Annotated in this window: 27 protein-coding genes; 14 read left to right on the forward strand and 13 right to left on the reverse strand. The window is 68.2% G+C overall.

The features are described 5' to 3' along the window. Positions 1-97 precede the first annotated feature (97 nt). The 3 genes from ACWFRF_RS29035 (at position 98) to ACWFRF_RS29045 (ending at position 1,515) form a co-directional block, all read left to right on the forward strand. Positions 98-253, forward strand: coding sequence for a hypothetical protein (locus ACWFRF_RS29035; protein ID WP_452453290.1), 156 nt, complete (start codon positions 98-100; stop codon positions 251-253). A gap of 12 nt (positions 254-265) precedes the next feature. Next, positions 266-448, forward strand: coding sequence for a hypothetical protein (locus tag ACWFRF_RS29040; protein ID WP_452453292.1), 183 nt, complete (start codon positions 266-268; stop codon positions 446-448). Between the two features lie 119 nt (positions 449-567). After that, positions 568-1,515 carry a hypothetical protein gene (locus tag ACWFRF_RS29045; RefSeq protein ID WP_452453293.1) on the forward strand — a complete coding sequence of 316 codons (948 nt, stop codon included), beginning with the start codon at positions 568-570 and terminating at the stop codon, positions 1,513-1,515. Between the two features lie 69 nt (positions 1,516-1,584). Here ACWFRF_RS29045 and ACWFRF_RS29050 read toward each other — a convergent pair whose 3' ends face one another. The 5 genes from ACWFRF_RS29050 to ACWFRF_RS29070 all read right to left on the reverse strand — a co-directional run bounded on the left by ACWFRF_RS29050 (position 1,585) and on the right by ACWFRF_RS29070 (position 8,313). Further along, entirely contained in the window at positions 1,585-1,731 is a 147-nt protein-coding gene (locus ACWFRF_RS29050) for a hypothetical protein (protein ID WP_452453295.1), read from the reverse strand. A 199-nt stretch (positions 1,732-1,930) separates the two neighbouring features. Further along, a complete protein-coding gene (locus tag ACWFRF_RS29055) occupies positions 1,931-3,175 on the reverse strand; it encodes a site-specific integrase (RefSeq protein ID WP_452453296.1) in 1,245 nt (414 codons plus the stop codon). Positions 3,176-3,305: 130 nt separating this feature from the next. After that, complete coding sequence (locus ACWFRF_RS29060) at positions 3,306-3,536, reverse strand: helix-turn-helix domain-containing protein (protein WP_452453298.1); 231 nt, start codon at positions 3,534-3,536, stop codon at positions 3,306-3,308. A 332-nt stretch (positions 3,537-3,868) separates the two neighbouring features. Next, positions 3,869-6,808: a TraG/VirB4 family ATPase gene (locus ACWFRF_RS29065; RefSeq protein ID WP_452453301.1), complete on the reverse strand. Its 2,940-nt coding sequence runs from the start codon at positions 6,806-6,808 to the stop codon at positions 3,869-3,871. After that, positions 6,805-8,313, reverse strand: a complete 1,509-nt coding sequence (locus ACWFRF_RS29070) for a hypothetical protein (protein WP_452453303.1) — start codon at positions 8,311-8,313, stop codon at positions 6,805-6,807. Before ACWFRF_RS29070 ends, ACWFRF_RS29065 begins: the two co-directional genes overlap by 4 nt. A gap of 10 nt (positions 8,314-8,323) precedes the next feature. On the opposite strand from ACWFRF_RS29070, the gene ACWFRF_RS29075 reads away from it, so the two are divergent. Beyond that, a complete protein-coding gene (locus tag ACWFRF_RS29075; RefSeq protein WP_452453305.1) occupies positions 8,324-8,704 on the forward strand; it encodes a hypothetical protein in 381 nt (126 codons plus the stop codon). On the opposite strand, the gene ACWFRF_RS29080 is transcribed toward ACWFRF_RS29075, so the two are convergent. Further along, a complete protein-coding gene (locus ACWFRF_RS29080) occupies positions 8,682-9,080 on the reverse strand; it encodes a pilin (RefSeq protein WP_452453307.1) in 399 nt (132 codons plus the stop codon). The two genes, ACWFRF_RS29075 and ACWFRF_RS29080, sit on opposite strands and share 23 nt — an antisense overlap. Further along, the gene (locus ACWFRF_RS29085; protein WP_452453308.1) at positions 9,077-10,003 is read right to left on the reverse strand and encodes a hypothetical protein; all 927 of its coding nucleotides are present in this window, start codon (positions 10,001-10,003) and stop codon (positions 9,077-9,079) included. Before ACWFRF_RS29085 ends, ACWFRF_RS29080 begins: the two co-directional genes overlap by 4 nt. Before the next feature lie 483 nt (positions 10,004-10,486). On the opposite strand from ACWFRF_RS29085, the gene ACWFRF_RS29090 reads away from it, so the two are divergent. The 10 genes from ACWFRF_RS29090 (at position 10,487) to ACWFRF_RS29135 (ending at position 20,711) form a co-directional block, all read left to right on the forward strand. Continuing rightward, on the forward strand, positions 10,487-11,122 hold the full coding sequence (locus ACWFRF_RS29090) for a hypothetical protein (RefSeq protein WP_452453310.1): 636 nt from the start codon (positions 10,487-10,489) through the stop codon (positions 11,120-11,122). A 46-nt stretch (positions 11,123-11,168) separates the two neighbouring features. Continuing rightward, positions 11,169-12,185 (forward strand): TRM11 family SAM-dependent methyltransferase, encoded by a 1,017-nt coding sequence (locus tag ACWFRF_RS29095; protein ID WP_452453312.1) that lies wholly within the window; start codon positions 11,169-11,171, stop codon positions 12,183-12,185. After that, positions 12,182-14,644 (forward strand): helicase HerA domain-containing protein, encoded by a 2,463-nt coding sequence (locus tag ACWFRF_RS29100; RefSeq protein WP_452453314.1) that lies wholly within the window; start codon positions 12,182-12,184, stop codon positions 14,642-14,644. The genes ACWFRF_RS29095 and ACWFRF_RS29100 overlap by 4 nt, the downstream gene beginning before the upstream one ends. 34 nt (positions 14,645-14,678) lie before the next feature. Beyond that, positions 14,679-15,677, forward strand: coding sequence for a replication-relaxation family protein (locus tag ACWFRF_RS29105; protein ID WP_452453316.1), 999 nt, complete (start codon positions 14,679-14,681; stop codon positions 15,675-15,677). Positions 15,678-15,684: 7 nt separating this feature from the next. Beyond that, a complete protein-coding gene (locus ACWFRF_RS29110) occupies positions 15,685-16,695 on the forward strand; it encodes a C40 family peptidase (RefSeq protein WP_452453318.1) in 1,011 nt (336 codons plus the stop codon). A gap of 25 nt (positions 16,696-16,720) precedes the next feature. Next, positions 16,721-18,127 carry a cutinase family protein gene (locus tag ACWFRF_RS29115; RefSeq protein ID WP_452453320.1) on the forward strand — a complete coding sequence of 469 codons (1,407 nt, stop codon included), beginning with the start codon at positions 16,721-16,723 and terminating at the stop codon, positions 18,125-18,127. Between the two features lie 192 nt (positions 18,128-18,319). Then, on the forward strand, positions 18,320-19,240 hold the full coding sequence (locus ACWFRF_RS29120; RefSeq protein WP_452453322.1) for a hypothetical protein: 921 nt from the start codon (positions 18,320-18,322) through the stop codon (positions 19,238-19,240). A gap of 61 nt (positions 19,241-19,301) precedes the next feature. Then, a complete protein-coding gene (locus ACWFRF_RS29125; RefSeq protein ID WP_452453324.1) occupies positions 19,302-20,141 on the forward strand; it encodes a hypothetical protein in 840 nt (279 codons plus the stop codon). 37 nt (positions 20,142-20,178) lie between these two features. After that, positions 20,179-20,454, forward strand: coding sequence for a hypothetical protein (locus ACWFRF_RS29130; protein WP_452453326.1), 276 nt, complete (start codon positions 20,179-20,181; stop codon positions 20,452-20,454). Next, complete coding sequence (locus ACWFRF_RS29135) at positions 20,451-20,711, forward strand: recombinase family protein (RefSeq protein WP_452453328.1); 261 nt, start codon at positions 20,451-20,453, stop codon at positions 20,709-20,711. Before ACWFRF_RS29130 ends, ACWFRF_RS29135 begins: the two co-directional genes overlap by 4 nt. A gap of 185 nt (positions 20,712-20,896) precedes the next feature. Here the strand turns inward: ACWFRF_RS29135 and ACWFRF_RS29140 are convergent, their stop codons facing one another. The 6 genes from ACWFRF_RS29140 to ACWFRF_RS29165 all read right to left on the reverse strand — a co-directional run bounded on the left by ACWFRF_RS29140 (position 20,897) and on the right by ACWFRF_RS29165 (position 24,698). Beyond that, a complete protein-coding gene (locus ACWFRF_RS29140; RefSeq protein ID WP_452453330.1) occupies positions 20,897-21,334 on the reverse strand; it encodes a hypothetical protein in 438 nt (145 codons plus the stop codon). A gap of 88 nt (positions 21,335-21,422) precedes the next feature. Continuing rightward, positions 21,423-22,304: a hypothetical protein gene (locus ACWFRF_RS29145; RefSeq protein ID WP_452453332.1), complete on the reverse strand. Its 882-nt coding sequence runs from the start codon at positions 22,302-22,304 to the stop codon at positions 21,423-21,425. A gap of 324 nt (positions 22,305-22,628) precedes the next feature. Beyond that, entirely contained in the window at positions 22,629-22,799 is a 171-nt protein-coding gene (locus tag ACWFRF_RS29150; protein ID WP_452453333.1) for a hypothetical protein, read from the reverse strand. A 234-nt stretch (positions 22,800-23,033) separates the two neighbouring features. Next, positions 23,034-23,654, reverse strand: coding sequence for a hypothetical protein (locus tag ACWFRF_RS29155; RefSeq protein ID WP_452453335.1), 621 nt, complete (start codon positions 23,652-23,654; stop codon positions 23,034-23,036). A gap of 120 nt (positions 23,655-23,774) precedes the next feature. After that, entirely contained in the window at positions 23,775-24,317 is a 543-nt protein-coding gene (locus ACWFRF_RS29160; protein WP_452453337.1) for a hypothetical protein, read from the reverse strand. A gap of 132 nt (positions 24,318-24,449) precedes the next feature. Beyond that, positions 24,450-24,698 carry a hypothetical protein gene (locus ACWFRF_RS29165; RefSeq protein ID WP_452453339.1) on the reverse strand — a complete coding sequence of 83 codons (249 nt, stop codon included), beginning with the start codon at positions 24,696-24,698 and terminating at the stop codon, positions 24,450-24,452. Between the last annotated feature and the right edge of the window lie 193 nt (positions 24,699-24,891).

Here is a 24,891-nt window from a genome sequence, read left to right on the forward strand (position 1 = left end):
CGGGCAACTAGCGGGCGCGACTGTTCGGAACCCGTTCGGATACAGGTAGTTAGTTTCTGGTTGTCGAACACGTTTCCGAACGGGCAGAGGAGTTTTCATGGCGTTGGTCGGTCTGGTCGCCGACCGCAAGATCTCCTGGCACGCCATGCCCGCGCTGGTCGCCGGGGAGAAGCTCACCCCGTTCCAGCACGCGGCCATGGTCGCCGACACCGCGAACCACATCTGCCACCGGGGGTCGCAGGGCGCGGGTTGAATCAACGCCGATGTGACGCTGACCTTCTCCCGCCCACCGATCGAGTACGAGCTCGGGCTGCGCGCCGATGACGCGCTCGCCGCTGACGGCGTCTCCGTCGGCACCGCGACCATGTCCGACCGCACCGGCCCGCTCGACACCTGCGTGGTGACCTCGCTGTCCAACGCGGACAAGCTGATCGCGCCGCGGCGGTGATCCGGGCGTTCTCCGCGCTCCGGTTAACACCGGGCGCGCGCCGAGACATCTTCGGGCAGAACCCGCCGTGCGCCGAACCCGGGAATCCGCCGGACGGGGTCGAATCACTGGAGGCAGTCGTGCCCACTCCACTCGTCCGGAAAACCGCTGTGTCGGCCGCGCTGGCCGTCGCCCTGCTCTCCCTCACCGCCTGCAACGACCAGGTCGGCACCGCGACACCGGCCAGCACGCCGGTGGCCACCTCCGCGGGCACGCCGGCCGGCGCCCCCGCCGCGGGCCGCGCGGGGCAGTCCACCGTGCGCACCGTCAGCAAGACCGGCTGGTACGACGATTTCGCCATCACCGTGGACAAGGCCACCGTGGTGCCGGACGAGTACGGCGGCGCCGAGGTGACCATCGACATCACCTACGCCAATACCGGCCTCGCCGACCGGATGCTGGGGTTGACCCCGACGCTGCTGGTCAACGGCGAGCTGGAGGGCGGCGCGACCTTCGCCAGCCCGACGGTCGCCGCGGGCGGCAAGGGCAAAGGCAAGGCCGAGGTCCCGGTGCGCTCGATAGACGACGCCGAGCATCTGATCGACACCATCACGATCGTCTACGGCACGGCCACCGACAACCAGACCATCATCTCGCTGAAGAAGGACGCGAAGTTGCAAAGCGTGGAGCCGCGCACCTTCCCGACCTCCGCGAAGCTCACCCAGGGCGAGACGACGGTGACCGTCACCGGCACGACCCTGCACCCGAGCTACAGCACCGGCGAGCGCGGAAAATCCGATGTGGCACTGCACATCACGCTCACCGGCGGCTCCGGCATCCCGGTCGGCGGCGCCAACATCTACTACCAGTACTTCAGCGTGCGCACCCCGGACGGCCGCACCCTGCCCGCCGACTTCAAGGGCCCGATCAACGAGCTGCTCGGCGCGCGCCAGACCATCGACAAGCCGGACAACTTCGTGGTCTTCGTGGTCGACTCCCCCGGCACCGGCGCCTACACGCTGGTCTACAACTCGCTCGGCGCCGAGGGCGAAGCCTCCGCGCCGACTGCCGCCTTCACCCTGAACTGACCCGGGGAAAGGCGAACGGCGGTACCGCACCTTGTCGTGCGGTGCCGCCGTTCTCGTTCCTGACCACCGTCACTTGGCGGCGGAACCGGCGCCGATCAGGTTGCCGAGACCGGTGAGCAGGTTCGACCAACCGGCGCTCCACCCGTCCAGGTAAGGGTTGGTGTAGCCATCGGCGGTCGGCTTCGGCAGCGGCTGCCCGCCGCCCGAGCCGGTCACCAGCAGCTTGCCAAGGCCCTCGGCTAGGTTCGCCGAACCGGTGCCGCCGCCGCAACGACCGCCGCTGACCAGGCTCTCGCGGCCCGAACCTCAGATTTCCTAGGCAGACAGCATGGAGGACGGCTCAACGTCGCGCGAGTTGCCATGGGCGGTGACGAACGGGCCCAGACGAACGTCCCCACTGGACACCGGAACAGGGCTAGAGATCGCCGACGATCCGCATCCCGTTCGCAGCCTTCCGGTAGTCCCGCAGCCCCCGCCGTAGCGCTTGCCCGATAGTTTGCGCGGCGTCGCGCTGTCCATCTACCAGATGGGTGTAGATGTCTAGGGTGGTCGTGTTGTTCTTGTGGCGCATGCGCCGGGTCACGTCCGCCAAGCTGTAGGCGCCGTCCGCCAGCAGCGACCCGTACAGGTGGCGAAGCGAGTGAAAGCCCATCTGCTGGCGCATCTTTCCGTCGGGCCCCCACGGCACCAACTTCGCTGGCTCCCCGCCCAGTTCCGACACCGCAGCGTAAACGCGTCCCCGTAGCGCCTTTTGGGACATGCGCCCGCCCGAACGACTCGCTCCGAACTCGACGAACTTGCCGGTGGTCCGTCCGTCGAGCTGGCCTACTAGCCAGTCCACGACCCAGGGATCGACCGGGATCTGTGTTCCCGATGTTTCGGTTTTCAGAGGGCCGTCGTGGCTGCCGATCCTCTTGCCGTCGACTCGTCGGGATGGTTTGTATTGGGTGACGGGCTGATAGGTGCATGCTTCGACATCGAGGTCTTCGATGTTCGCGCCGAGAGCTTCGCTGAGACGAAGCCCGACACCGACACCGAGCGCGACCGCGATACGTGTCTCCTCGGGCATCAGGTGGAAGAAGGTCCAGAACTCCGTCACCGTGGGGCAGTAGGCAGCCAGCGTCGGGCGGTCCCGGTTCGGTTTGGCGTAGGTCTCGACCGAGCACGGCATCACCACGGTGAGTTCGGCTCTTTTCGCTGCGGCCATGATCCGGGTGAGTAGTCGGTGGATATCGACGCGGTAGTCGAACGAATAGCCGCTGCGATGCAGTCCGGTCATCAGCTTCAACACGTGCGGTTCGCGCACTTCATGGACCGCGAGTCTGTCGAGGTACTTGAGGATGAGTCTGATCTTGCTCTGATAGCCACCGAAGGTGCTTGGATCGATCGCTTGGAGATCGAGCCATTCCCAGCACCATTCGCCCATCATGACCCGAGAAGCACCCTTGGTTATGTGTTGCCCGGCTTTGATCGCGGATACCTGATTCTGCGCCCACGTTTCGGCTTCTCGAGCCGTATCGAACCCGCGCGTGTGCGGGGTGTGGCGAATTCCATCCTGGTATGCACCGCGCCATTGCCTGGCTTTTCCGTAACTGGCCGATTTCAGCTTCCGGCGGTTCGCGTCGCGCCGCTGACGGTGCCAGGTGTCATACGCCTTCAACGCTCGTGCGGCAGGGACAGGATTCCGGCGAAGCACTGGCTATTTCCTCACCGTGCCGTCGGCGGCGCCTGCCGACGAAGGTTCTTGCGACCGGACCAGGTACGACACACTGATCGCTATTGCGTCTCTGTCACGCGGCATCTCGACGCTCGACCCCGTGCAAGTTATGGCCACCGCCCTGCTCGAGCATCATCTGTTCCCAGGTGACCAAGTCCTCCAGCCGGTATCTCCGATGGCGGCCGATTCGGGCAAAGCGGGGCCCCTTGCCTAGGTACGCCCAGTTGGCCAATGTCTTCGGCGGTATTTTCAATCGGCTAGCGACATCATCCGTCGTCAGCCAGTCAGAAAGTCGATCTACCATGCCATTCTCTCCTGATTCAAAATAGAAATTACCTTCAAAGACCTGCCGCTATCCGTTTACGAATGTTCGCTACCGACACATCAACGCTCCATATGCCACGAATTGTCAAGCGCCGCTAGAGAGTTCCGTCTACAAAATTCACACGGGCAGAGATAGCGGCCGCCCAATCCTGATAATTCCCTCGTTTGAATACCGCTTTCGATTCAGAGCGGGATACCCCGCAGCCATGCCATTGGCGAAGCGATAACTGCAGGATCGGGTCTCGGTGACGAGACGAACGCCACCAGTTGCGGATGCGTCGAATCCGGTTCACGCCGTGCGAATGTTGAGCTTCACTCCCCCTCTTCGCCAGTGGCGTGGTCTGCCTCCTTGCCATGCGCGAGGATGGTCCTAGGACCGTCCGGGGCACTGGTTTCGGTCAGCGCGTGCGCCGGCTCCGTCGCATCGATGTCGATGTCGGTGTCGAGTTCGGCGGTGCCAGCGGCGAGTTCGCCGGGATCGGTGGTGATGAGCGCGTTCTCGGTGTGCGAGGCCAGAGACCCGAACACCGCGCGGTCGGTGCCGCCGACCGCCAACAGCCCCGAACCGCGTGCGGCCGAGAGCAGGAACTGCTGCTCGCCGGCGGAGAGGTGGAACGCGGTAGCGACCTCGTCGATAGCTTGCGGTGCCTGGCGCAACAGGATCTGGGTGGCGGCGTTGGACACGATCGCACGCCCCAGCTCGGTCGAGCACACATCCGCGCAGTCCTGTGTGGCGACGGTCAATCCCGCCCAGTGTTTGCGAAAGCTCTTCGCTGCCCGGAACAGGAACTGGGCCCCGGCGGGCTGGCGCATGAGCAACCACGCCTCGTCCACAGTGATCATGCGGGGCCGCCGCTGTCCTGGATTCGACACCCGCCGCCACGTGGCATCCAAAACGAGCAGGGTGCCAATGGTTTTCAGCTCCTCGGGCAGTTCCCGTAGCGAGAACACGATCAGCCCACCCTCGGGCTCGGTGGTAGTCGGCCCGTCGATCAACCCGGCAAATGCCCCTTCTCCGACGTAGGGGTGCAGCCCGGCGGCCAGCTCGGTGGCGGCGGGCGTAGCGAGGCGGTCGAGTTGGTCGCGTAACCCGCTCAGCGTGGGCGCGGGACGGGTCCAGGTGGCGGGGTCGTCGGTGATCCCGGCGGCGGTGTAGGTGGCGGCCAGCGCGGCATCCAGGGCCGACCGTTGTGCGGCGCTCTGGTCACCCAGAAGTACCTGGATCAGGGTGTGCAGGAACAGCTTCCGGCGCAGGACGACGTCGGCCGGGGCGCTGCGGCGACCATCGGCTCGGGTGTGGACTTCCAGGTCGAACGGATTCAGCCGCACACCAGGAGCACCCAAGCGGATATGGGTGCCGCCGACGGATTCGGCGAGGCGACGGTATTCGTCCTCGGGATCGATGACGACTTGCTCGATCCCGCGATACAGCGCCCGCAGGATCTCGGTCTTGACGAGGTAGGACTTGCCCGCACCCGAGCGGCCCAGTACGACGAGGTTGTGGTTGTGGGCGTCGGGCCCGAACCGGTCCACGAACAACAGCCCCGAGGCGGCGTCACGGCCATAGAGAACACCCTGCGGGCGAGCAGCCTGGGCAGGATCGGCGGCGGGCAGTTGCGGGGAGTCGAACGGGAATGCCGCGGCGAGAGCGGTGGTGTCGAAGGTCCGCTGCACCCTGATCAGATCGAGCCCGAGCGGCAAGGTGGTGGCCCAGGCTTGTGCGGCACGGTAGGACAGGGTGCAGGTGTCCACGAGCAGGCTCGCGGCCAGGGCACGGACGGCGGCGACCTCGTCGGCCAGTTCGGTTTCGGAATCGGCGTGCACGGTGAGGTACACCCCGACCCGGAACAGGCGAGCTTCTGCGCGGGCGACCCGCGCGGACAGGTCGGCGGCGTCCTCGACGGCGACATCGATCTGCGGGTCGGTCAGTCGGCCCCGGCCGAGGTCCTGCATCCGGGAGGACTCGAGGCGGGCCTGCTGGCGGCGCAGACGGGTGGCGGCGGTGGCCGGGTCGACCGGCTCGATGTGCACCGCGACCTCGACCCGACCGGGGTGTGAGAGCAGCGGCGCGAGCCAGCCGGCCGTCACCTCGCGCGGGTATCCGGTGACGGCAAGGGTCGCGGTCCAATCGGAGCCGATCTCGAGGTGGCGGGTGCCGATGGTGAGCGATTCCGGGGCGAACCGGTCCATACCCTCACCGAATGGATCCGGTGTCGACGTGTCGAGGTCGGTGGTGATGACCGTGTCGGCGGCGGCGATGTCGGCGGCGGCCGAGACCAGCCCCTCGGGGTTGGTGCAGCTGGTCAGCACGGCAGTCGCGGCCACGTGATCGAGGGCGGTCACCGAAATACCCAGTGGGGATAGCACATCGGCGGCCTCGCCCATGCGGCGCAAGAGCCGGGACTCGGCCGCCCGGCGGGCACCGCTCGACAGTGCCCGCCGTGCCCGGCCTCGACCGGGCAGACGCGCGCGCAACCCGGTCGTGGCCAGGGTCTGGGTCTGCTCGCGCCAGACGAGCAACACCTGACGATGGGTTGGGCTCTCGCGGGCGATCAGCTCGCCGAGATGATCGGCATGGTCGAGCGCTGCCGCGGCGAGGTCGGGCGACATCTGCTCGGCAGCGGAGAACAGGCCGGTGATCTGCTCGGTCAGGTCCAGCCGAGCCGAGCGCACCAGGATCTGCACCGGCTGGCGCAGGGTGTGCAGCCAGCCCGCGAGCTGACCCACCAGGCTGTCCTGTTCGGCCGGGGTCCGCAGACTCAGGTTGAGGGTTCCGGCGACGGCGATGGCGGCGAGGCCGTCCGGGCCGAGGTCGATCACCCCGACACCTCGATCCCCGCCGCCACTGGCACTCACCGACTCCGGTAGCCGAGCCGCGTGCGCGGTCAACGGGACCAGGCTCGGCGAGCGCGACCGGGTCCTGGTGACGCGGCGAGTGATCCACCTCGGGGACGGCTGCACTCCGGTCCTAACGAGGTGGCGTGGCCGGAGGCGGTGGCCGATGGCGGCCACGAGCAGCAGGTCGGCCGACAGGCCGTCGCGGCGGGTGAGGACCGCGACCGCGACCACCACGAATACCGGGGCCGCGACGGCGGCGAACACCGCCGGGGCGACGACCGTTCGGGTTGCGGCCCAGGCTGAGTACAGCAGTAGGGCGGTGGTGGCGAGGACGGCGAGTTGGCGGGCGGTGAAGGGGCCCAGCAGACGGTCGGAGCGGTCGACGTCGGCGGGGATACGCACGATGGTGCTCATCGCAGGGTGCCTCCTCTCGGAGCTCGTGATGCGCGGCGGCGCACGGGCAGGTCGGGCATGGGCAGGTGCAGTTGCCGCCCCGCCGGACGCGCAGGCGCGGGCGCGGGTGGCTGTGGTGGGTTCGGTGGCGGCGCAACAGGTTTAACCCGGGTCACCGGGAACGGCAGCGGGTACTGGCCGCTTCGGGTCGGCCGAAGACGGGCATAGGGGTCGGCCGGTTCGGTGAGGTCGAAGGCGAGCTGTCCGGAGCCGGGCACGGGCCGGGGGTTGGGACGCTCTGGCGGCGGCACCGGTGCCGATGGTGCTGGCCGGACCCGACGTACCGGGATCGGGAGCGGGTACTGTCCCCCGGCCCCTGCGCGGATGCCTCGGTAGGGGTCCGGTGGGGTGAAGTCGAACGCGAGCTGGCGTCCCCTCGGTGGCCGGGCAGGACGCGGCGGCGGGGTGCCAGTCGCCTCGACCGGTACAGACCTGGATTGGCGAGGAACGCGGCGCACCCCTTCCAGGGGAAGCATCAGCTGCCCGTCTCGCGTCGAGCGGACCCGTGCGAACGGGTCGGAAGACCCGGCAGGCGTGCGAGGCGCTCGTGGGGGCCGGGCCGCTCGCTGGGCGGACGGCGCTGAGGCGGCGCTGCGTGCGGTGCTCCCAGTGGAACCTTTGAGCAGACCGAGGGTCTTGTAGGCGATGAATCCCCGCACGATCGACCCGACGAACGAACGGCCTTGCCCGATCTTGAGTACCGACAGCAGCCAGAACGGGGTCTTGATCAACACGAACATCAACGCCAAAGCGACGATCATGTTCACGATCTCGTTCGCGTCCGGGCCGAACAGATACCACCCGCCCGGGGCCAGCAGCACCCGCAGCACGATCACCAAGATCAGCGACTGCACGACCTGGATGCCCAAGCACGCGGCGAACGAGCGCCACCACCACCGCGCCACGCCATCGATGCCGGGCAGTGCATGACACATCAACGCCAAAGGCGCGGCCACGATCAGCAAGATCGTGATGGTGACTCGCACAATGTAGCTGATGAGCAGGACGAGCAGCATCACCACGAACGCGAGATAGAGCAGCAGCGCGAAGCCTTGGCTCTGCAGGCCCGTGGTCGCGAGCTCGGTGAGCGCGGCGGCGGCCGAGTCGGGGTCGACGCCGTCTCCGGCTACGGCGGCGGCGAGGGCGTTGGCGAAGCTGATCGCGGCCGTGGCGATCGCCATGCTCAGTCCCCCGGCCACGAACCCGACCACCAGGCGGGGGGCGAGTTCGCGGATCGACCACTGGGTTTGCAGGGTCTCGCGTGCCATCAGCAGCACCCCGGCCGCCATCACCACCAGCACATACAAGGCGGTCACCAGTTGCCACGACTGGTCCCACAGCACACCGATCTGCGGGATCTCGCGGGGTTCGGGCGTGGTGAGCAGAGTTTGCGACAGCAGGTCGAGCAGCGGATTGAGCGAGGTCTCCACGATCCGCTGGAAGAACCCGTCGATCGCGTTCTCCACGCACCCGTTGATGTTGGTGACCCCGCACTCGGCCGACCCCGAATCCGAACCCGATCCGGGCGTGGGGGTTGTCGTGCCGGGTGTTGTCGGTGTGGGCGTGGCCGGGCTCGAGGTGGTGGAGGGCGGAGTCACCCACCGGCTCGGCGGAGTGGTTGTCGTCGGTGGCGCGGTTGTCGGAGCGGGTGTGGCCGGTGTCGGGGTGACCGGCACGGTCGGGGTCGGTGTCGCGGGTTGGGCGGCGGCACCGGCCGCGCCGGTGAAGACGATCAGCAGCGCGGCGAGCACCGCCGCTGCGGCGGCGATAGCGGTGCGCGTGGTCGGTGAGAACCTCACGGGTGCGGGTGGTGCCTGGGCCGTGGTGTTCACGGTCAGGCTCCGACGATGGACTTGAGCACAGCGACGATGACCGGTGCCAACATCGCCAGCGCGTAACCCAGGCACGCGGCACGGAACGCGGTCTTGGCCTTCTCGATCTCGGACGGATCGCCGCCACCCAGCAAATAGCGAGCACCGGCGATGGTCAAGAACAGCGTCGCCAACCCCGCGAGGATCCCCACGATCCAGTTGCGCGCGTTGTCGATGACCTCGCCCAGCGACGAGGCGATCGCCAGCACGTCTGTGTGCGGCGGTGCCGCTGAGGCCGATCCGGCGAGCAGGACCAGCAGCGCCGCGCTCGTGCCCGCGACCGCGAGCGCTCGACTCCAGCGACGCCGGTGTCGAGCCGATGCCTGTGGCGCCTCGCTGAGATTTGCCTGGTGGGCGTTCATGCCGCCACCTGCCCGTGCTCTGTGCTCGACTGCGCCGAGGCCACCGAGTGCGGGTTCGGCCGGCGGCCTCGCCGCGGTGACCGCTCCGGCGGTGCGAGGGCGGTGATCGCCTCGGCTTCGACCGTGCTGGTGCGCTTGGGGTCGAGGTCTCGGGCGCGCTCGGACAGCCACACCAGTAGGGCGCGTTCGGCGCGGTCGCGCTGCTTGAATAGCTTCCACAACGACACACCACGTTCAGCGGCCACCGAGGTCAACGAGCGGCCCTCCCACCTGGACGTGGCGATCAACTCAGCGGCGTCGGCGGAGATCGCTCCGGCGATCACGGCTTGGGCCAGGACCGTCTCGGGATGGCCGGGTTGCGACACCATCGCCTGCACCCGCTCGCCCAGCGGGGCCAGGTCGCGGTCGAGGTCACCGACCACCGTCGCGCCGGTTCGCTGGTGGGTTGCCGCCTTGAGGACGGCGCGGTAGGCACCCCACCTCAGCCGATGCCACACCCCCGGGGTTTCCAGCCCGACGCGCGGGAGATGGAGCAAGAAGGCGGTCAGCACTTCGGACTCGATGTCGTGGCGAGCGGTGTGGCTCGATGTCACATACTCGCTGGCGGTCCGCGACAACATCGGCGCGGCCAGTCCGGCGCACACCAGCATCGCGCCCTCATCCTGGGCGCGGACTCGCTCGAGCAGCCACACCCACATCGCGTCGACCTCGGCCATCGGCGTCGCCCGGTCCCACAGCCGCTCGCGCAGTTGCCCCCACGTCCGCACCGGCGCGGCGGGGGCGGTCTCGGGTGTCGGCACCGGGCGCGGATCGGTGGGCAGCGCGTGGGCGGCGATCTTCTCGAAACCGGACCGCACCATAGCCAGCGGCGAGCCCGGATTTTCGAGTAGTCCCGCATATTTCGCGACGTGTGAATTCGTCACAACAGATCTCCTTGATCGATCGAACATTTTCGACCTCACAAGGACACCGAACACCTCTATCCGAACCCTATCCCGAACCTATCCGCACTCTATCCAAACCACACCCAAAACCTATCCGAAACATATCCGAGTCATATCCTGGGCGATCTGGAGAATATTGCGCTATCCGGAAACGCCCTCCATCGACCGAGGTCACCGTGAGAATATGACCGCTTCTACCTGCGGAGGTGTATGTGCGGATAGATCCAGGATATGACTTGGATATGTTTCAGATAGGTTGCGGATAGACCCCCGCACCCCATTGGCAACTGGCCGAAATATTCCTCAAAAAAAGTTTTGCCGCACTTTCTCGCCGAACGGCGTTTCGGTCCATATTTTCGGCTCAGAAAATTCTCTGAAAAGACTTTTGACCCTCGTGTCCAAAAAGCGGCCTTTTGGCGGAAGTAAGCGAGTACACACCGCTCTCTCGCTCAGGAGGCCATCTTGTCCGCCGATTCCCGCCGCCCTCGCTCCACCTCCGCCGCCGTGCGGGTCCCCTCGACCCTGTGGGCGCTCGGGCCCACCCCGCTCGACCCCGAGGACCGCTGGCCCGACCCGGTCCTGGCGCACACGATCGCCGAGTTCTCCGCTCCCGGTTCGCGAGTGCTGCTGGTCGACTGGCCCGCGCCCACCGCCCGGGGCAACCTGCGGGTGCCAGCGCCAGACACCGCAGCGGCGCTGGCTCAGATTCGGGAGCTGGACCGCCACAGCAGCGATGCCCCCGACAGTGCTGAATCCGTCGACCTTGTTGTCGCGAGCCTGCTGCACGACCCCCTCGATCCGGTGCGGGCCGCCGAGTACATCACCACTCTCGCGACCGAGGCAATGGCGATGGGCGGTTTGCTGGTCATTCTCTCCCGCTGCCGCCACAGCGATTCCGGAGTCCTGCTGGACCCGGCCGGGTCGGTCGTGGCCGCCGCCCAAGCCGCCGATCTGCTCTACCTCCAGCACATCATCGCCGCCCCGATCAGCGGCACCACCGTCACCGCCGCACCCGCCGAACCAGGCTCGTCTGCCCTCGCACGCCACCACGTCGCGCACACCGACGTCTTCGTGTTCCTCCAGCCCGCCCATGGCTGACCGACACCTCTCGCCCTGCCCGAACACTCACGCGAAGGACACCCGCATGACCCTCGACCACGCCGCTACCGAACCCACCAACCTCGACTCCGCGATCCCCGTACAGACCGGCCCGGCCGCACTGCCGGTGTCAGTGTGGGCCACCGCCCAGACCGCGCCCACCGCGCAACGGCGGGGCCGCTACCACCCCGACAGCGTCCGGCATCCGGCGAAGATGTTCCCCGCCATCGTCGCTCACGCGGTCGCGACCTACACCCGTCCCGGGGATCTCGTGTTGGACCCGATGTGCGGGATCGGAACCACCCTCGTCGAGTCCCTGCACCTGGGCCGCCGAGCGGTCGGCGTCGAATACGAGTCACGATGGGCGGAGCTGGCGCGCACCAACATCGAGATCGCCCGTGACGCCGGGATCGATCTCGACGCCAACGTCTACCACGGCGACGCCCGCAAGCTGCCCGACCTGATCCCGGCCGAGTTGCGCGGGCAGGCGAGCCTGGTGATCACCTCCCCGCCCTACGGCGATTCCCTGCACGGCCATGTCCGCGCAAACCGCACGCAACCGATCCTCAAGAGAAACCACCGCTACGGCCAAGTCCTCGACCGGGGCAACCTCGCCAACGTCGGCCTGGGCCGGTTGTTGTCCGGGTTCACCAAGATCCTGGCCGGGGCCGCCGAATACCTCGCTCCCGGCGGGCATGTCGTGATCACCGCGCGGCCGTGGCGTCAGCACGCCGAGCTGGTGAACCTTCCGGCCCACCTCTACACCTGCGGCGAGCTGGCCGGGCTCGTGCCGGTGGAGCGGTGCGTAGCGCTGCTGGGCCGCCTGTCCGAGGGCGAACTCGTCACCCGGTCGAGCTTCTTCCAACGCGACTTCGTGGTCAAACAGCGCGCTGCGGGGCTGCCGATGCACCTCATCGCCCACGAGGACGTCGTGATTCTGCGCAAGCCCGAGGCCGCCAGCGCCGCGTCGGAGCGCCGTCGCGCGAGCGGAGGTTTCCCCTTCGGAACCTCCGCGACGTTGCCGACTCTCGATGCGACCGGGCCGGGTTCGGTGGCAGCGTGAATCCCGAACAGGGGTGGCTGGGCCGGGCGCTTCTCGCGCCCGGCACGGCCCTGGCCGATCTCACCGAGGCGGTCCAGCAGGCCCTCGGGTCCGTCTCCGGGCTGGGCGTGGTCACGGCCGTGCTCGCGGTGCTCGCCGCGGTGCGGATTGTGGCCGAGTGGCGTCGGCGCCGGCTGAATGCGGGTGCTCGCCAGATCACCGTACTCACTCCACCCGAGGTCGACGCCAAAGGCGCACTCGCCTTCTGGGCGCACCTCATCGGGCAACTGCGACCCGCTTGGGCACGAGTCCTGTGGGGACAGCCGCATTTCGGGTTCGAGTACACCGTCACCCCGGAAGAAGGAGCCGCGATCCGGCTCTGGGTCCCCGGCGCGATCCCACCCGGACTCATCGAGCGGGCCATTGCCTCGGCGTGGCCCGGCGCGCACACCGACACTCTCGAACCTGCCCGGCCCCCGCTACCGGTCGCGGTGGACGGTGTCCGGCGGATCGTGGCCGGAGGCGAGCTGCGCCTCGGCCGACGCGAGGGTCTGCCGTTGAGCACCGACCACTCCGGTGATCTCGTGCGAGACCTGATCACCGCCGCCGACGAACTGTCCCCCGGCCAAGCCGCCTGTGTGCAGATCCTCGCCCGTCCGGTCACCGGCCGCCGGGTCGCGAAAGCTACCCGTGCCGCGGCGAGCACCGATGCATCGGCCGGGGTCGTGGTGGGGTTACTGCGCGAGGCGCTGAATCTACTCACCCCCAACGCGACCACCGCCCGGCCGCCCCGGGCCGGGGGTATCAGCGAGAGTCGGGGCGGCGACCGGCAGACAGTGATGGAGTACAGCGCTGCCGCCCGTGCGGCAGCGGCGAAAGCCCGAGGGGCGCACTGGGAGACGGTTGTTCGCTACGCCGCCTCGATCCCGGTTTCCACCGACCCCGACGACACCGCGCCGACAGCGCAGGCGCGCGCCGTGGCACGCGGGCGGGCCGACGCCCTCGCCACCGTGTTCGGGGCGTGCACAGATCACAACTTCTACCGGCGACGTCGTCGCCTGCGCCTCGGGTGGTTGATTCGGCAGCGGCGTCTCGGGCGCGGGGACGTGCTGTCGGTGCCCGAGCTGGCCACGATCGCGCACCTGCCCACCGACACCGGTCTACCCGGCCTGCAACGGGCCGGAGCTCGCGCGCTGTCCCCGGCCCCGGAGATCCCGGTCGGCGGGGAGTTCACGAAGCCCCTGGGTATGGCCGACACCGGGACGCGCCGACCGGTCGCGGTCAAGATCTCCGACGCCCGCCATCACCTGCACATCCTCGGCCCGACCGGTGTCGGCAAGTCCACCCTGCTCGCGCGCACGATCCTCGATGACGCCGAGGCCGAGCGCGGGGTGATCGTCATCGACCCCAAAGGCGACCTCGTCACCGACGTCCTGTCGCGGTTGCCTTCCCGCATGGCCGATCGGGTCGTGCTGTTCGACGCCGACTCCTCCGCCCCGCCGCCGTGCGTGAATCCCCTCGACATCGACCGGATCGGGCGCGCGGGAATGGATCTCGCGGTCGACAACCTCGTCACCGTCTTCCACCGGATCTTCCACCAATGGTGGGGACCACGCACCGACGACATCATGCGCGCCAGCCTGCTCACCCTCTGCGCCCAGCCAGGTACCGCAACCCTGGCCGACCTGCCTCGACTGCTCACCGAGCCCGCGTTCCGTGCCCGGGTCACCCGCACCACGAAAGACCCTGTCCTGCGCGGGTTCTGGGACAGCTACGAGACCCTTTCCGACACCGGTCGCGCGCAGCTCACCGGTCCGTTGTTGAACAAACTGCGCGCGTTCCTGTTGCGCCCGTTCGTGCGCGCGGCCATCGCGGGCGGGCCCTCGACGGTCGAGTTCGCCGACATCCTCGACAACGGCGGTATCTGCCTGGCCCGACTCCCGAAAGGCTCACTCGGCGAAGAAACCTCCCGTCTGGTCGGGTCGCTGCTGGTGGCCCGCACGTGGCAGGCGGTGACCGCGCGGGCCCGGGTACCAGCCGCTGACCGTCCCGACGCGGCGCTGGTGCTCGACGAGGCGCAGAACTTCCTCAACTTGAGCACGCCGATCGAGGACATGCTCGCCGAAGCCCGAGGGCTGCGCCTGTCACTGCTGCTGGCACATCAGAACCTCGGCCAGCTCTCGCGCGAGTTGCGCGACGGCATCTCAGCCAATGCCCGCAACAAGATCGTCTTCGCCGTGTCTCCCGACGACGCCCGCGACCTCGCGCGTCACACCGACCCGTGGCTGTCCGACCACGATCTGTCCCACCTCGACGCCTTCCACGCCGCCGCTCGCCTGCTCGTCGACGGCCGCAACGCCCGCCCGTTCACCCTCACCACCCGACCCTTGGACCCGCCGATCCCCGGGCGCGCCCGCGAGATCGCCGCCGCAGCCCAGGCCCGCCTCACCGCGCAACCCCCCAACTCCCCACGGCCCTAGCCCCCAGTTCCAACCGAGAAAGGCTTCCGCACCGATGATTTCTCGTCCCGACAGGCAAGCCGATACCCGCGCCCCGCGCCGCGCATGGTCACCTACCACCACGCCGGAGAACAGTTCGGTGGTGCGCGCATTGACCGGGCGCGACCGCTGGATCCTGCGCATGGTCTACGAGCACCGCGTCCTGACCACCGACCAACTCGCCGACCTGGCTTTCCCGACCGCCAAGATCGCCCGCCGCCGCCTGGCCATCCTGCACACCTACCGAGTCCTGGACCGGTTCCGGCCTATGCGAACTCGCGGCACCGCCCCGCACCACTGGACCCTTGCCCCGGCCGGAGCAGCAGTCCTCGCCGCGGAAGCCGGGGTGAGCGTGCGCGAGCTCGGCTACAACCACCAAACCACCCTCTCGGTCGCCCACAGCCTGCACCTGACCCACACCCTCGGCGTCGCCGAATGGTTCACCGCCCTGGTCACCCACCCTCACAGAGGGCAGGTTTCGCGGTGGTGGTCCCAGACCCGCTGCCAACGGCTCTGGGGCGACCTCGCCCGCCCCGACGCCTACGGCCGCTACACCCACAGCCAGGACCTGCTCGACTTCTTCCTGGAATACGACCTCGGAACCACTTCCCTGCCCCGGGTCGCGGCCAAGCTGCACGGCTTCGCCGAGCTGGCCCGCACCACCGGGCTCATCGTCCCGGTGCTGTTGTGGGTGCCGACCACCACCCGGGAGGCCAATGCCCGCGTGGTGCTGCGGCGGACCTGGGAGCGGTTGCCCGATCCCGAGGCGGTGCCGGTCGCCACCGCCGCCGCAGAGTTCCTCGGCTCGATCTCCGGGACCAGTCCCGCCGATCCGGTATGGCTGCCGCTGCACACCGACTCCGGCCGCAAGCACCTGCACGACCTCGGCACCGTCTGGCCGCGACGAACCCCACCCGACGACGCCATTGACCCGGAGTCGACCTGGGCACCGCTGAGCGGAGCCATCGCTTTGGCTCCACCTCCACCGAGTCCCCCGGTTTCTGAGTTCTGGTGAGGTAGCGATGCTGGTCAAGGCACTCGCAGCGGGATTCGCGGGGTTCGTGTTCCTCACCGTCGTCATCGCGACCGTGGTCACCACGGTCGTCGTGTTCGATCACGCGCTCACCGCCCCTGCCCCGGGGGCCTCGACCGGCACCGGGTCGTCCCCGAGTACCGAAGCCCGCCAAGACATCCCGGCCGAGATGCTCGTGCTGTATCAGGCCGCTGCCGGGGACTGCCCCGGTCTGGACTGGTCGGTGCTCGCCGCGATCGGCAAGATCGAGACCGACCACGGCCGCTCATCTCTTCCCGGAGTGTCCTCCGGCGAGAACTCTTCCGGGGCGGGTGGGCCGATGCAGTTCCTGGCCCCGACCTTCGACTCCGTCGTCGGCCGCCATCCTCTGCCTGCTGGTGGTGCGAGCCCGCCCTCGCGCTACAACGCCTCCGACGCGATCCACGCTGCCGCGTTCTACCTGTGCGACTCCGGCGCACCCGAAGACATGTACAGCGCGATCTTCGCCTACAACCACGCCGACTGGTACGTCAACCAAGTCCTCGCCCAGGCCGCCCGTTACCGCACCACCAACCCCGCCGACACCTCCGGCGGCGACTGCCACACCGCCTCACCACCGAATCACACTGCTGCGCAGGTGATCTCGTTCGCCTGCGCTCAGCTCGGGCTCCCGTATGTGTGGGGCGGCAACGGGCCCGACGTCAACGGCGGCTGGGACTGCTCCGGCCTCACCCAGGCCGCCTACCGCGCCGCCGGGATCTCCATACCGCGCACCACCTACGACCAGGTCCACACCGGCCTGCCGATTGCCGAGAACCAGCTCGCACCAGGAGACCTGCTCTTCTACAGCACCGCAGGCGACGTCCATCACGTCGGCATCTATCTCGGCGGCGGCCAGATGGTGCACGCCCCCACCTTCAACGAGCCGGTCCAGGTCTCGCCCTACCGCTGGTCCGGCGACGACTACTACACCGCCACCCGACCCACACCCGCCCACGACGACTCCCGCGCCACCTCCTGATCACCCAGTACGAACGGAGAAACCCATGCACCACAACCACACCCGCCGAGCCGCACACGTGGCACTGTGCGCGGCCATCGCCACCACCGTGACCGCCGGTGTCGCCGCCGCAGAACCCACACCGGGCCGCAATGGTGCACAGTGCCCGCGATGGACCGCGCTGCTGACACCGGGCACCTACGAGACAACCCCCACCGCCACCGGGCAGGCCATACCCGAGATCCTCACCCAACTCGGGCAATCACTGACTGTCCGACACGGCAGCGAGATCGAGCTCCGCACGCTCGCCACGACGACGACCGGTGCCGGTTCCGTGAGCGGAGCCGAACTTACCGCGGCGGTCTCGGGGCTGTGCTCGGACACGCGAGTCGTCTTGGCCGGCTACGGCCAAGGCGCCGAGGTCACCGGCGACCTCGCCACCAGCATCGGCAACAACAAAGGCCCGATCCCGGCCTTGCGAGTCGTGGCCGTCGCGCTCGTCTCCGACCCGCGCCGCGACCCGACCACCACCCAACTGGGCCCCTCGGTCTCCGGGCAAGGTGTCACCGGTTCGCGTTCGCAGAGCTTCGGTGAGCTGACCGAGCGGGTCCGCACGCTCTGCCTCGAAGGCGACAGCTACTGCTCGACCACCGCCGAGTCCTCACCGGTCCTCGCCGCGGTGAACCGCGCACTCGCCACCGCCACCACGGCCACCCCGGCACCCACCACCACCGACGCCCCCACGACCACAGCGAAGGTCCCCACCACCACGACGAGTACGCCGAACACGAGCACCTCGACCGGGCAGCTCAGCGCGTCACAGGTTCTCGCCCAGGTAGTCACCGTGCTCAACGGGCTCGCGAGCTTCACCGCGAACGTGCCCGCGATCGTGGACGACCTCGCCCAACTGCCCGGCCTGATCGCCAGCAGCGATGTGCCCGGCCTGCACCGAGTCTCTGGCGATCTGAACAACCAGTTAAATCCCCTGGTCGAGTTGGCCGGTGGGCTCGATCTGCGCCTCGTGGCCCGCGCATTGAAGCTGGCCGCACCCTTGGACACCACCGGGGTCGCCCTGATCGCCGCCGAGATCATCGGTGTCCTGGCAGGTCTCGACATCTCTCGCATCGCCGCCGATGTCGGCCAAGCTCAAGAGATCGCCTGGACGGCCGCAGAAAGCCTCACCAAAGGCGACCCCGTCGCTGCCTTCCTGGCGCTGACCGGGCTGGCACCGATCGCGGTCGATCTCCTCTCGGCCACCGCCAGCGCGTTCACCGGCACCTGGTTCCCGGCACTCACCCAGACCTACAGCACCGTCGGGGCGGGCATACCGACCGGCACCGGCGGTACGGCCCCCCAGAACGGCGATACGGCCGTGTTCGACGGCACCGCCTACGACGCCGCCGCACCGGCGCTGACCGACTGGATCGAACAGGCCATCAACCGCACCAAGTAGTCCTCGCGCGTCTCAGCAAGTCGGTGGTGCCGAGCGAATTACTCCGGCACCACCGACGTTCAGCGGTAGCCACGCCGGGGAGAGCACACGCAAGAGGACGGCGGGGACAAGGCGGTGCTGAACAGCCCACGACAGCGTTGGAGGCAAGAAAACCCAATGGTCGGCTCCGGCACTGGTGACTATCCTGCACCGATGCCCTTCGACGGAGACATCGACAAGTTGTTCGAGCTTTGGAGCGCGGAACTAGGCGACCTCTACACCGCATGGAGTCTGACGAATGTGCAGTTCGGGGCGGGTGCGGGACCGGGCTCTCCGGCCTCGCGTGACGATGCAGCACTAGAGGCCAGCTCCCCTAAGCCATACGTCCCGGAAGGAACCGGTGCGGGTATCGACGCGATCCAGATGATCGACGGCGCAGCGCAGCACTTGAAGGGGCTGCAGGCTCTTGTCGACTCCCGAGCAATGGCACTCGCGCCCTGGCCCGTTGCCCGTGCGATCTGTGAACATGTCGGGCATGCTGTGTGGCTTCTCGAGCCCGACATCACACCGGAAGCCCGTATGGCGCGGCGGTGGATGGCCCGGTTGGCAGGCGCGCAACGCCTTCGCTTCTTGGCGAGCCGGGGATCAAAGTCGGCGGAGCGCGGGGCCGTGAAGCTCCGGGATACGACCCGTGAACAACTAGAGCAGCGATTCCCGAATGCAGACACCAGTTGGGACCACCCAGACAAAGATCCGCTGCCTCCGTGGGAGATTGCAGGCGAGAAATATCCGAGTTTCGGACAGCAGACTAGGTTGCTTGCCAAGTTCGGCGCGAGCAACGTGTCACGTCTCTACGACACGCTCTCCTTGAGCTCCCACCCCAATGTCATCACATTGTCAATGGCAGTCGAGGGAGTTGATGCGGACGGATACCGGGTAATGAAGTACCGCGCTGATCCCGAAAACTGGGGTGCAATGGTTCGAGTCGCGAGTGACCTCCTGTACGTCGCTGCGGACGCTGTTTGCGGCTACCTTCATGGTCAGACTGACCATCTGACAGCGTGGTACGACCAGTACCGCCACCAACCACCGGATGCCGGGGTATCACGGGCACCGGTGTGTGAGCAGCGCTGACACCGCCCGCTCCGCGAGTGAATTCCCGGAACAGTCCACGCACACCTCTACGCTGATCGCCGTGGCCTCGAACACCGCGAACACCGACACGGACAGTGATCTCTGTATGAGATCGATGCTCGTGCAGGTGAAGCGACCTCGTCGCTGCACAGACCTCGAACGGGTTGTTCGGCGCCATCTCGTACAGCTGGCGGCGATCTCCGATAGCGCTTTCCTCGACCATGCCAACCTGCGCATCTTGACGCGCACTCTGGTGGCTGACAAACGGTCGTCGTGGTGGATCACGGGTGCTCCATCGTTCGGTCTGGCCGCTTTGCGGATCGGGGTCACCGAGGTAGAACGGCGGGCGCTGGGCGTTGCCACCGCCAAATCCGCAACCGAAATCCCGCCGTACGTTGTACTGCCGTCAGCGTTCCCATCACAGGTGTTCGAAGCGGTGGCGGCGACTCTCGCGAGTCACAACACACATGAGCCGCAGTTGCCCGCGCCGGGCCGCAATTGGGTCTGGGAGCACCGGCTCCGGCCCTACAGGGCGACACGCTGGCTTCCTGAACGCGCCCAGACGGGCACAGTGCAAGCGCCGACCGGCTCCGGCAAATCAGCAGCTGCGCGCGCCTTCCTGCACGCCCTCGCACACGCCTACCTCTACGCCCGGCAAGTAAGGCACCGCGCTCGCAGCGTTACCGGTATCGACTACCGCGACTCGTCGACTCGCCGTGATCGTCAACTCGACGCCACGCGCCAGGCACGAACGAGGCTGCGTTACAACATGTTGCGCCGCTGTGCCGGTAGTTGCTGCCCGGGGCAGATCGTCACAGCCTCCCCGCGAGTGTCCCGTGGACCGAACTCGGCACGTGAACAGCCGACTCGAATCCACCTCTGGAGCGCGCCCGCACACTGACACGGCGTCGCGCTCCGAACCCACACGGGAGTGCACGTTGCTGACCCATCTCGGCCAAGCCCATACGACGTGGGGCTTGGCCCCGATCATCCTCACCGCCACGGTTCTCATCCCCATAACGCTGTTTGCCCTGTTGGTTTCGCTGGCCGCCGTGGTCGCTGTCTTCGGAAACAACCGGAGCAGCGCACGCGCCATGCGAATCTTCGACGCGACCCTCGGCGCATTGATATCACTGATGAACGCCATTTTGCGCACCGGCTCGGACGACCAACCTCGGCGCGCGGCGCGCAAAGTTCGTCGGGGCCGTCGATGACCGGGTGCCGCCGACGCGGACGTCCGCGCGTCTGCCCTGACGATGTCCTCGCACTCGTTGTGAGCTTGCATCGCAAAGGAATCAGCTACCGCGGCATCGTCGCCGAGCTCAACGCAGAAGGAATTCCCACACCGGGCGGCGGGCCCCGCTGGTACCCCTCCCACGTGTCCCGTTTGTTGAACACCGCCAATGTGGTCGAACAGTTCGGTCGCCCGCGCACGCCTCGCCGCAACGCCAACCGCGCCCTGCCCCGCTGACCACCTGCTCGCACGGTCGCGAGCCGCCGGGACTTGTCGGACCGAGCGGGTCCGCACGCTCTGCCTCGAAGGCGACAGCTACTGCTCGACCACCGCCGAGTCCTCGCCGGTCCTCGCCGCAACGAGACGGCCGGTGGTGCCGAGCAATTGCTCGGCACCACCGGCAGTTTCAGCGTGCAGGCGGGCTAAGAGATGCGCGGTGTCTTCGCGGCCTGGGTTCCGGTAGCCCGAAACCGCCACGATGGCACCGGCCTGCGCAATTCGGCCGTGTCGGTCACGTCACCGCGCCGGGCGTAGGGCGGCAGCGCGACCGGGGTCGCGCCGACGACCGCGCGGGCGGCGTGGTGGGAGTTGTTATAGGTAGTGCCGGTCAACGGCCCCGTCAAGATCCGGGTCGAGCCGGTGTACGGGAAGAACTCGCCCTCGGTACGCAACAGCCGGTAGCGCACGAAAATCGGCACCCACGGCACCAGCGCCGGAGGGACATGTACGCCGAGTGCGCGTTCGGCCTCGGCCGCGACCGCCAGCCACAGCTCGAGGCTGTCGGCGGCATGGGGAGAACTGACGAACACACGGTGCAGCTCAGCCGCGATGAGAGCCGAGTTGGAAGGGGTTGTGAACATTGTCGAGCACCTTTCGAGAGAGATAGATTGTGGGAGCGGTGCCGGACTCCCCGGAGATAGGTGCTCCGGGGATCCCGGCATCGCCCAGTCAGGCCGAGGCGAGGATGAATCGCTTAGGGGCCGTGCTGGTCTGGCGAGCGGTCCCGTCCTTGGCCAACTTGACCAGGGCGTTGTGGACCGCGCCGCTGGACCGTTCGAGGGCCTTACCGATCTGGTGTGGGCTGAACTCCTTTCCTGGGTTGTCGCGCAGGTAGTCCTCGACCTGGCCGCGCAGCGCACCGGCGGGCAGCCGCTCCGCCGTCGACTCCGCGTCGGCCGCTGCCGGTTCGGCGGGCGGTGCCGGTGCCACCGGGGCCGGGTCGGTGGGATCGTCGCCCGTGGGCGCAGCTGCCGCCGTGTCCGGCGCGCTGTCCGGGGCGGGGTCGGCCGGTGCCGCCTCTTCGGCGGGGTCGCTCGGGTCCGGAGTGGCCGGTTCGAGCGAAACGGTTTCCGGCGCGGCGGGTTTCGCCGGAGCGGGTTCCGCCGAGTCGGGCTCGGCCGAGTCGGGTTCCGGGGTCACCGGTTCCGGCGCGGCGGGTACTGCCGGGCCGGGTTGCGGGTTGATCGGTTCGGCGGCGGGTTCGGGCGCGGCCGGTTCCGGGGTGGCCGGTTCGGGCGCGGCCGGTTCGGTGGTCCAGGTTTTCGCGGCGCGGGGCGATTCGGGATCGGTGGCCGACCGCGCGGCCCCGGCGGTTTCCCACCCCGCCAGCAGACGGCGGGCCGTCGACACCCCGATGCCCGCAGCGTCAGCCAGCGCGGCGGTAGTGCTGCCGGGATTGTCGCCCAGCGCCGCCCACAACGCCCGGGTGGCCGGTTTGTCCAGCACGGGCACCACCGGCCGCCCCAAACCGTGTTCCGGGGCCGGGGCGGCGGTTGGGGCGGTGGTGGCCGGTGCCGTGGGCGCGGTGGCGGCGTTCTTCTTTTTGGACATGGGGATTCCTTCCAACATTGGGTTTCGGTGAATTCGGTGATGTCCCGATCGGGACGGAAACCACACCGATCGGGGCGAATTCCCCGGGGGGCGGTGCTGTTCCGGGTTCCATGGACGCTCGATACGGTGTGCAATGTCAAGCGGAACGTGAAAACAAATTCTGTTCCCGAATTCCTCTCTTCCATTTCCCGAATGCGAACGGCACGAGAGGAATTCGACTCGCGGCTAGCCATTTCCGCGAGGCCAGATGACTCACGCCGGCGACCTCGCCGCGGGGGGCCGTGGTCGGCGAGACACAGGCCCGAGCACGAGGCCGTTCGCGAGTCACGCCCGCTGCAAGTCGGGCTCGCCGGTGCCCGGCTCAGCGGAGTCGACTTCGGCAGGCCGGGCGCTGTCGGCTGCGGGCGTCTGCGCGTCGAGTGCCTCGTGCAACCGTCGCTCGCCGCCGGTCAACTCGTAGTGCACGAAGGTGGTCGAGTTCCCAGCTCTCAGCACACTCGACACACAGGGTGTAGCCGTGGTTGCAACGGGAGGGTTTCCACACCAGCAGGATCCGGCCGTAGGGGTCCTCGCTATCGCGCAGCCTCACCAACACATAGTCGTTGCCGCTGAGCTTTGCCTCGGGTTTGATCACGCCGTCCTCGTCGTGACTCTGGGTGTTCTTCATCTCGCGCATGAATGTCTCCTGTTCGCGGTTCGAGATCAGATTCGGTTGTGTCGCTGGCGGGTTCATCGAGTCAGGTGCTCGCGCAGGGAGCCGGTGGTGCGGTCGAGCCACACACTCACCGCGTGCCCGGCGTGGCTGTTCCGCAGCCGGTTCACCGCACCGGTGGCGTAGGCGGCAAGGTCGTCGGGGTGCACGAGGTGAACGCGCGGGATGGCGAGCCGGTCCGTGCTGGCGGTCACGTGCGCGACGGTGTACATACCGCGTTCGTCGTGGCCGCCGGGGGCGTAGATGACGAACTGGTCGCCGGTGACGGGGTTGGCGGCGGCGTAGAGGGTGTCGAGTGCGGCCGTGGTGGGGATCGGGTGGGCATTGCTGGCGAGCTCGGTGGTGGTCTGGACTCGGGAATCGGTGGTGTGCGGTGCGGGCGTGCCCGGTGGCTCACTGGCGCTGCGCGCGGGTGTGCGGGTTCGCGCCTGCCGGTCGATGAACCACATTTCCCCGCCGACTCGGGCGGTAGGGCCGCCGGAATGACTCGCGCGTGATCTGTCACCGACCGCGTGCGCAGTCTGGGCTCGGGGTAGCCCGCGTGCGCGGGCGTGGGTGGTCTGCGGTGTCGGTGGGCGGGCGATCCATCCGCCGACGATGACGAACAGTCCCTCGGTGTCTTCTCGTACGAGTGCCATCAGATCCTCATTTCTGCGCGGTGCGGATGTCGTGCCGGTCGATTGGTTCGCTTGCCCGGGGTTGCCCGGGTGCTCGGCCCCGGGCGCGGTGGTCACGCCGGGGCCGAGTCGTTGGTGGGTTCAGTCCACGGCGAGGTGTTGCTGGATTTCCGTGGGTGTGAACAGGCCGCTGGTGGCGAGGTGGTGGCGGGTTTCGGCGAGGTAGGCGAGCCCGCCGTCGATGTCGGTGGCCTCCGATTCGAGGCGGTCGTGGGCGTCGGGGTTGTAGCGGCGCGCGCGCAGCGTGGCCGCGATCGTGGTCAGTTGCTGGGCGAGCGCTTGTGCTTCCTCGGCGATCTCGGCCTGTATTCGGTGCAGCCGCGCGAGCGCGTTGTCGCGTTCGGCACTGCGGTAGGCGTGCATCCGGTCGAGCCATTCCGGCGACGGCTCCTCGTCTGCGGGGGCCAAAGACCACGGGGTCGCGTGGGCTCGGCCACCGGTCGAGGTTTGGATGGAGCACTTGGCGATGCCGTCGTCGTTGTAGATATTGCGTACGACTCCGCGCCAGGTGCGGTTGTTGTGGCCGGTCACCTCGTCACCGACTCTGATCGGGCAGTCCACCTCGGGGCGAGTGTCGGTCTCGGTCGGGCTCTGGTCGGTGGGGGTTTGGGCGTTGTCGGTCATGGTGTCGTGTCCTGTCGTTGTCGCCTGTTCAGGCGGTTGGTTGTCGGGCGAATAAGGGGTCCGGGCGGTAGGTGCGGCCCCGGTTGTGGTGCCCCGGGCGCGGTGTCGCGCGCCCGGGGCACCCGGGGTTTGTCAGCGACCGGGGCCGGGTCCGAACATGTCGGTCCAGCAGGACGGGCAGATGCGGGATTTGATGAACTCGCGGTCGGGCGCGCTCAGATGTGGCACGGCGTTCTGGATCGCCAGACGTCGCTCACTCCACGCAATGAACCGGTCCTCGTTGACATGGAAGGTCGTGCTCTGGTCGCACGTATCGCAGGTGACTTCGAGGACGAGGTCCAGGGGCGGGGTCGGTGTGAGGTGGTCTCGGCGGTCGGTCATGAGGGTGAGTTCCTTTGCTGTCGTGTGTTGTTGCCCGTGCGGGCGGATGGTTTGGTCGGGCGAACAGTGGGGGCGGGCGGTTGTCGCGGCCCCGGGCCGGGTTGGCCCCGCGCGGGGGGGCGCCCCGGGCCCCCCCGGGGTTTTGTGGGGGGCCGAACGCGGCGGGAGCCGGGGCGCCCCACCCGGCGGCGGG

This window comes from Nocardia sp. NPDC055165, assembly GCF_053606985.1.

Excerpts from the sequence above, each read along its gene's own strand:
- ACWFRF_RS29035 (WP_452453290.1), top strand. The coding sequence starts at position 98 with ATGGCGTTGGTCGGTCTGGTCGCCGACCGCAAGATCTCCTGGCACGCC.
- ACWFRF_RS29060 (WP_452453298.1), bottom strand. The coding sequence starts at position 3,536 with ATGGTAGATCGACTTTCTGACTGGCTGACGACGGATGATGTCGCTAGC.
- ACWFRF_RS29065 (WP_452453301.1), bottom strand. The coding sequence starts at position 6,808 with ATGAGCACCATCGTGCGTATCCCCGCCGACGTCGACCGCTCCGACCGT.
- ACWFRF_RS29075 (WP_452453305.1), top strand. The coding sequence starts at position 8,324 with ATGTTGGTGACCCCGCACTCGGCCGACCCCGAATCCGAACCCGATCCG.
- ACWFRF_RS29080 (WP_452453307.1), bottom strand. The coding sequence starts at position 9,080 with ATGAACGCCCACCAGGCAAATCTCAGCGAGGCGCCACAGGCATCGGCT.
- ACWFRF_RS29095 (WP_452453312.1), top strand. The coding sequence starts at position 11,169 with ATGACCCTCGACCACGCCGCTACCGAACCCACCAACCTCGACTCCGCG.
- ACWFRF_RS29105 (WP_452453316.1), top strand. The coding sequence starts at position 14,679 with ATGATTTCTCGTCCCGACAGGCAAGCCGATACCCGCGCCCCGCGCCGC.
- ACWFRF_RS29110 (WP_452453318.1), top strand. The coding sequence starts at position 15,685 with ATGCTGGTCAAGGCACTCGCAGCGGGATTCGCGGGGTTCGTGTTCCTC.
- ACWFRF_RS29115 (WP_452453320.1), top strand. The coding sequence starts at position 16,721 with ATGCACCACAACCACACCCGCCGAGCCGCACACGTGGCACTGTGCGCG.
- ACWFRF_RS29120 (WP_452453322.1), top strand. The coding sequence starts at position 18,320 with ATGCCCTTCGACGGAGACATCGACAAGTTGTTCGAGCTTTGGAGCGCG.
- ACWFRF_RS29135 (WP_452453328.1), top strand. The coding sequence starts at position 20,451 with ATGACCGGGTGCCGCCGACGCGGACGTCCGCGCGTCTGCCCTGACGAT.
- ACWFRF_RS29140 (WP_452453330.1), bottom strand. The coding sequence starts at position 21,334 with ATGTTCACAACCCCTTCCAACTCGGCTCTCATCGCGGCTGAGCTGCAC.
- ACWFRF_RS29145 (WP_452453332.1), bottom strand. The coding sequence starts at position 22,304 with ATGTCCAAAAAGAAGAACGCCGCCACCGCGCCCACGGCACCGGCCACC.
- ACWFRF_RS29155 (WP_452453335.1), bottom strand. The coding sequence starts at position 23,654 with ATGGCACTCGTACGAGAAGACACCGAGGGACTGTTCGTCATCGTCGGC.
- ACWFRF_RS29160 (WP_452453337.1), bottom strand. The coding sequence starts at position 24,317 with ATGACCGACAACGCCCAAACCCCCACCGACCAGAGCCCGACCGAGACC.
- ACWFRF_RS29165 (WP_452453339.1), bottom strand. The coding sequence starts at position 24,698 with ATGACCGACCGCCGAGACCACCTCACACCGACCCCGCCCCTGGACCTC.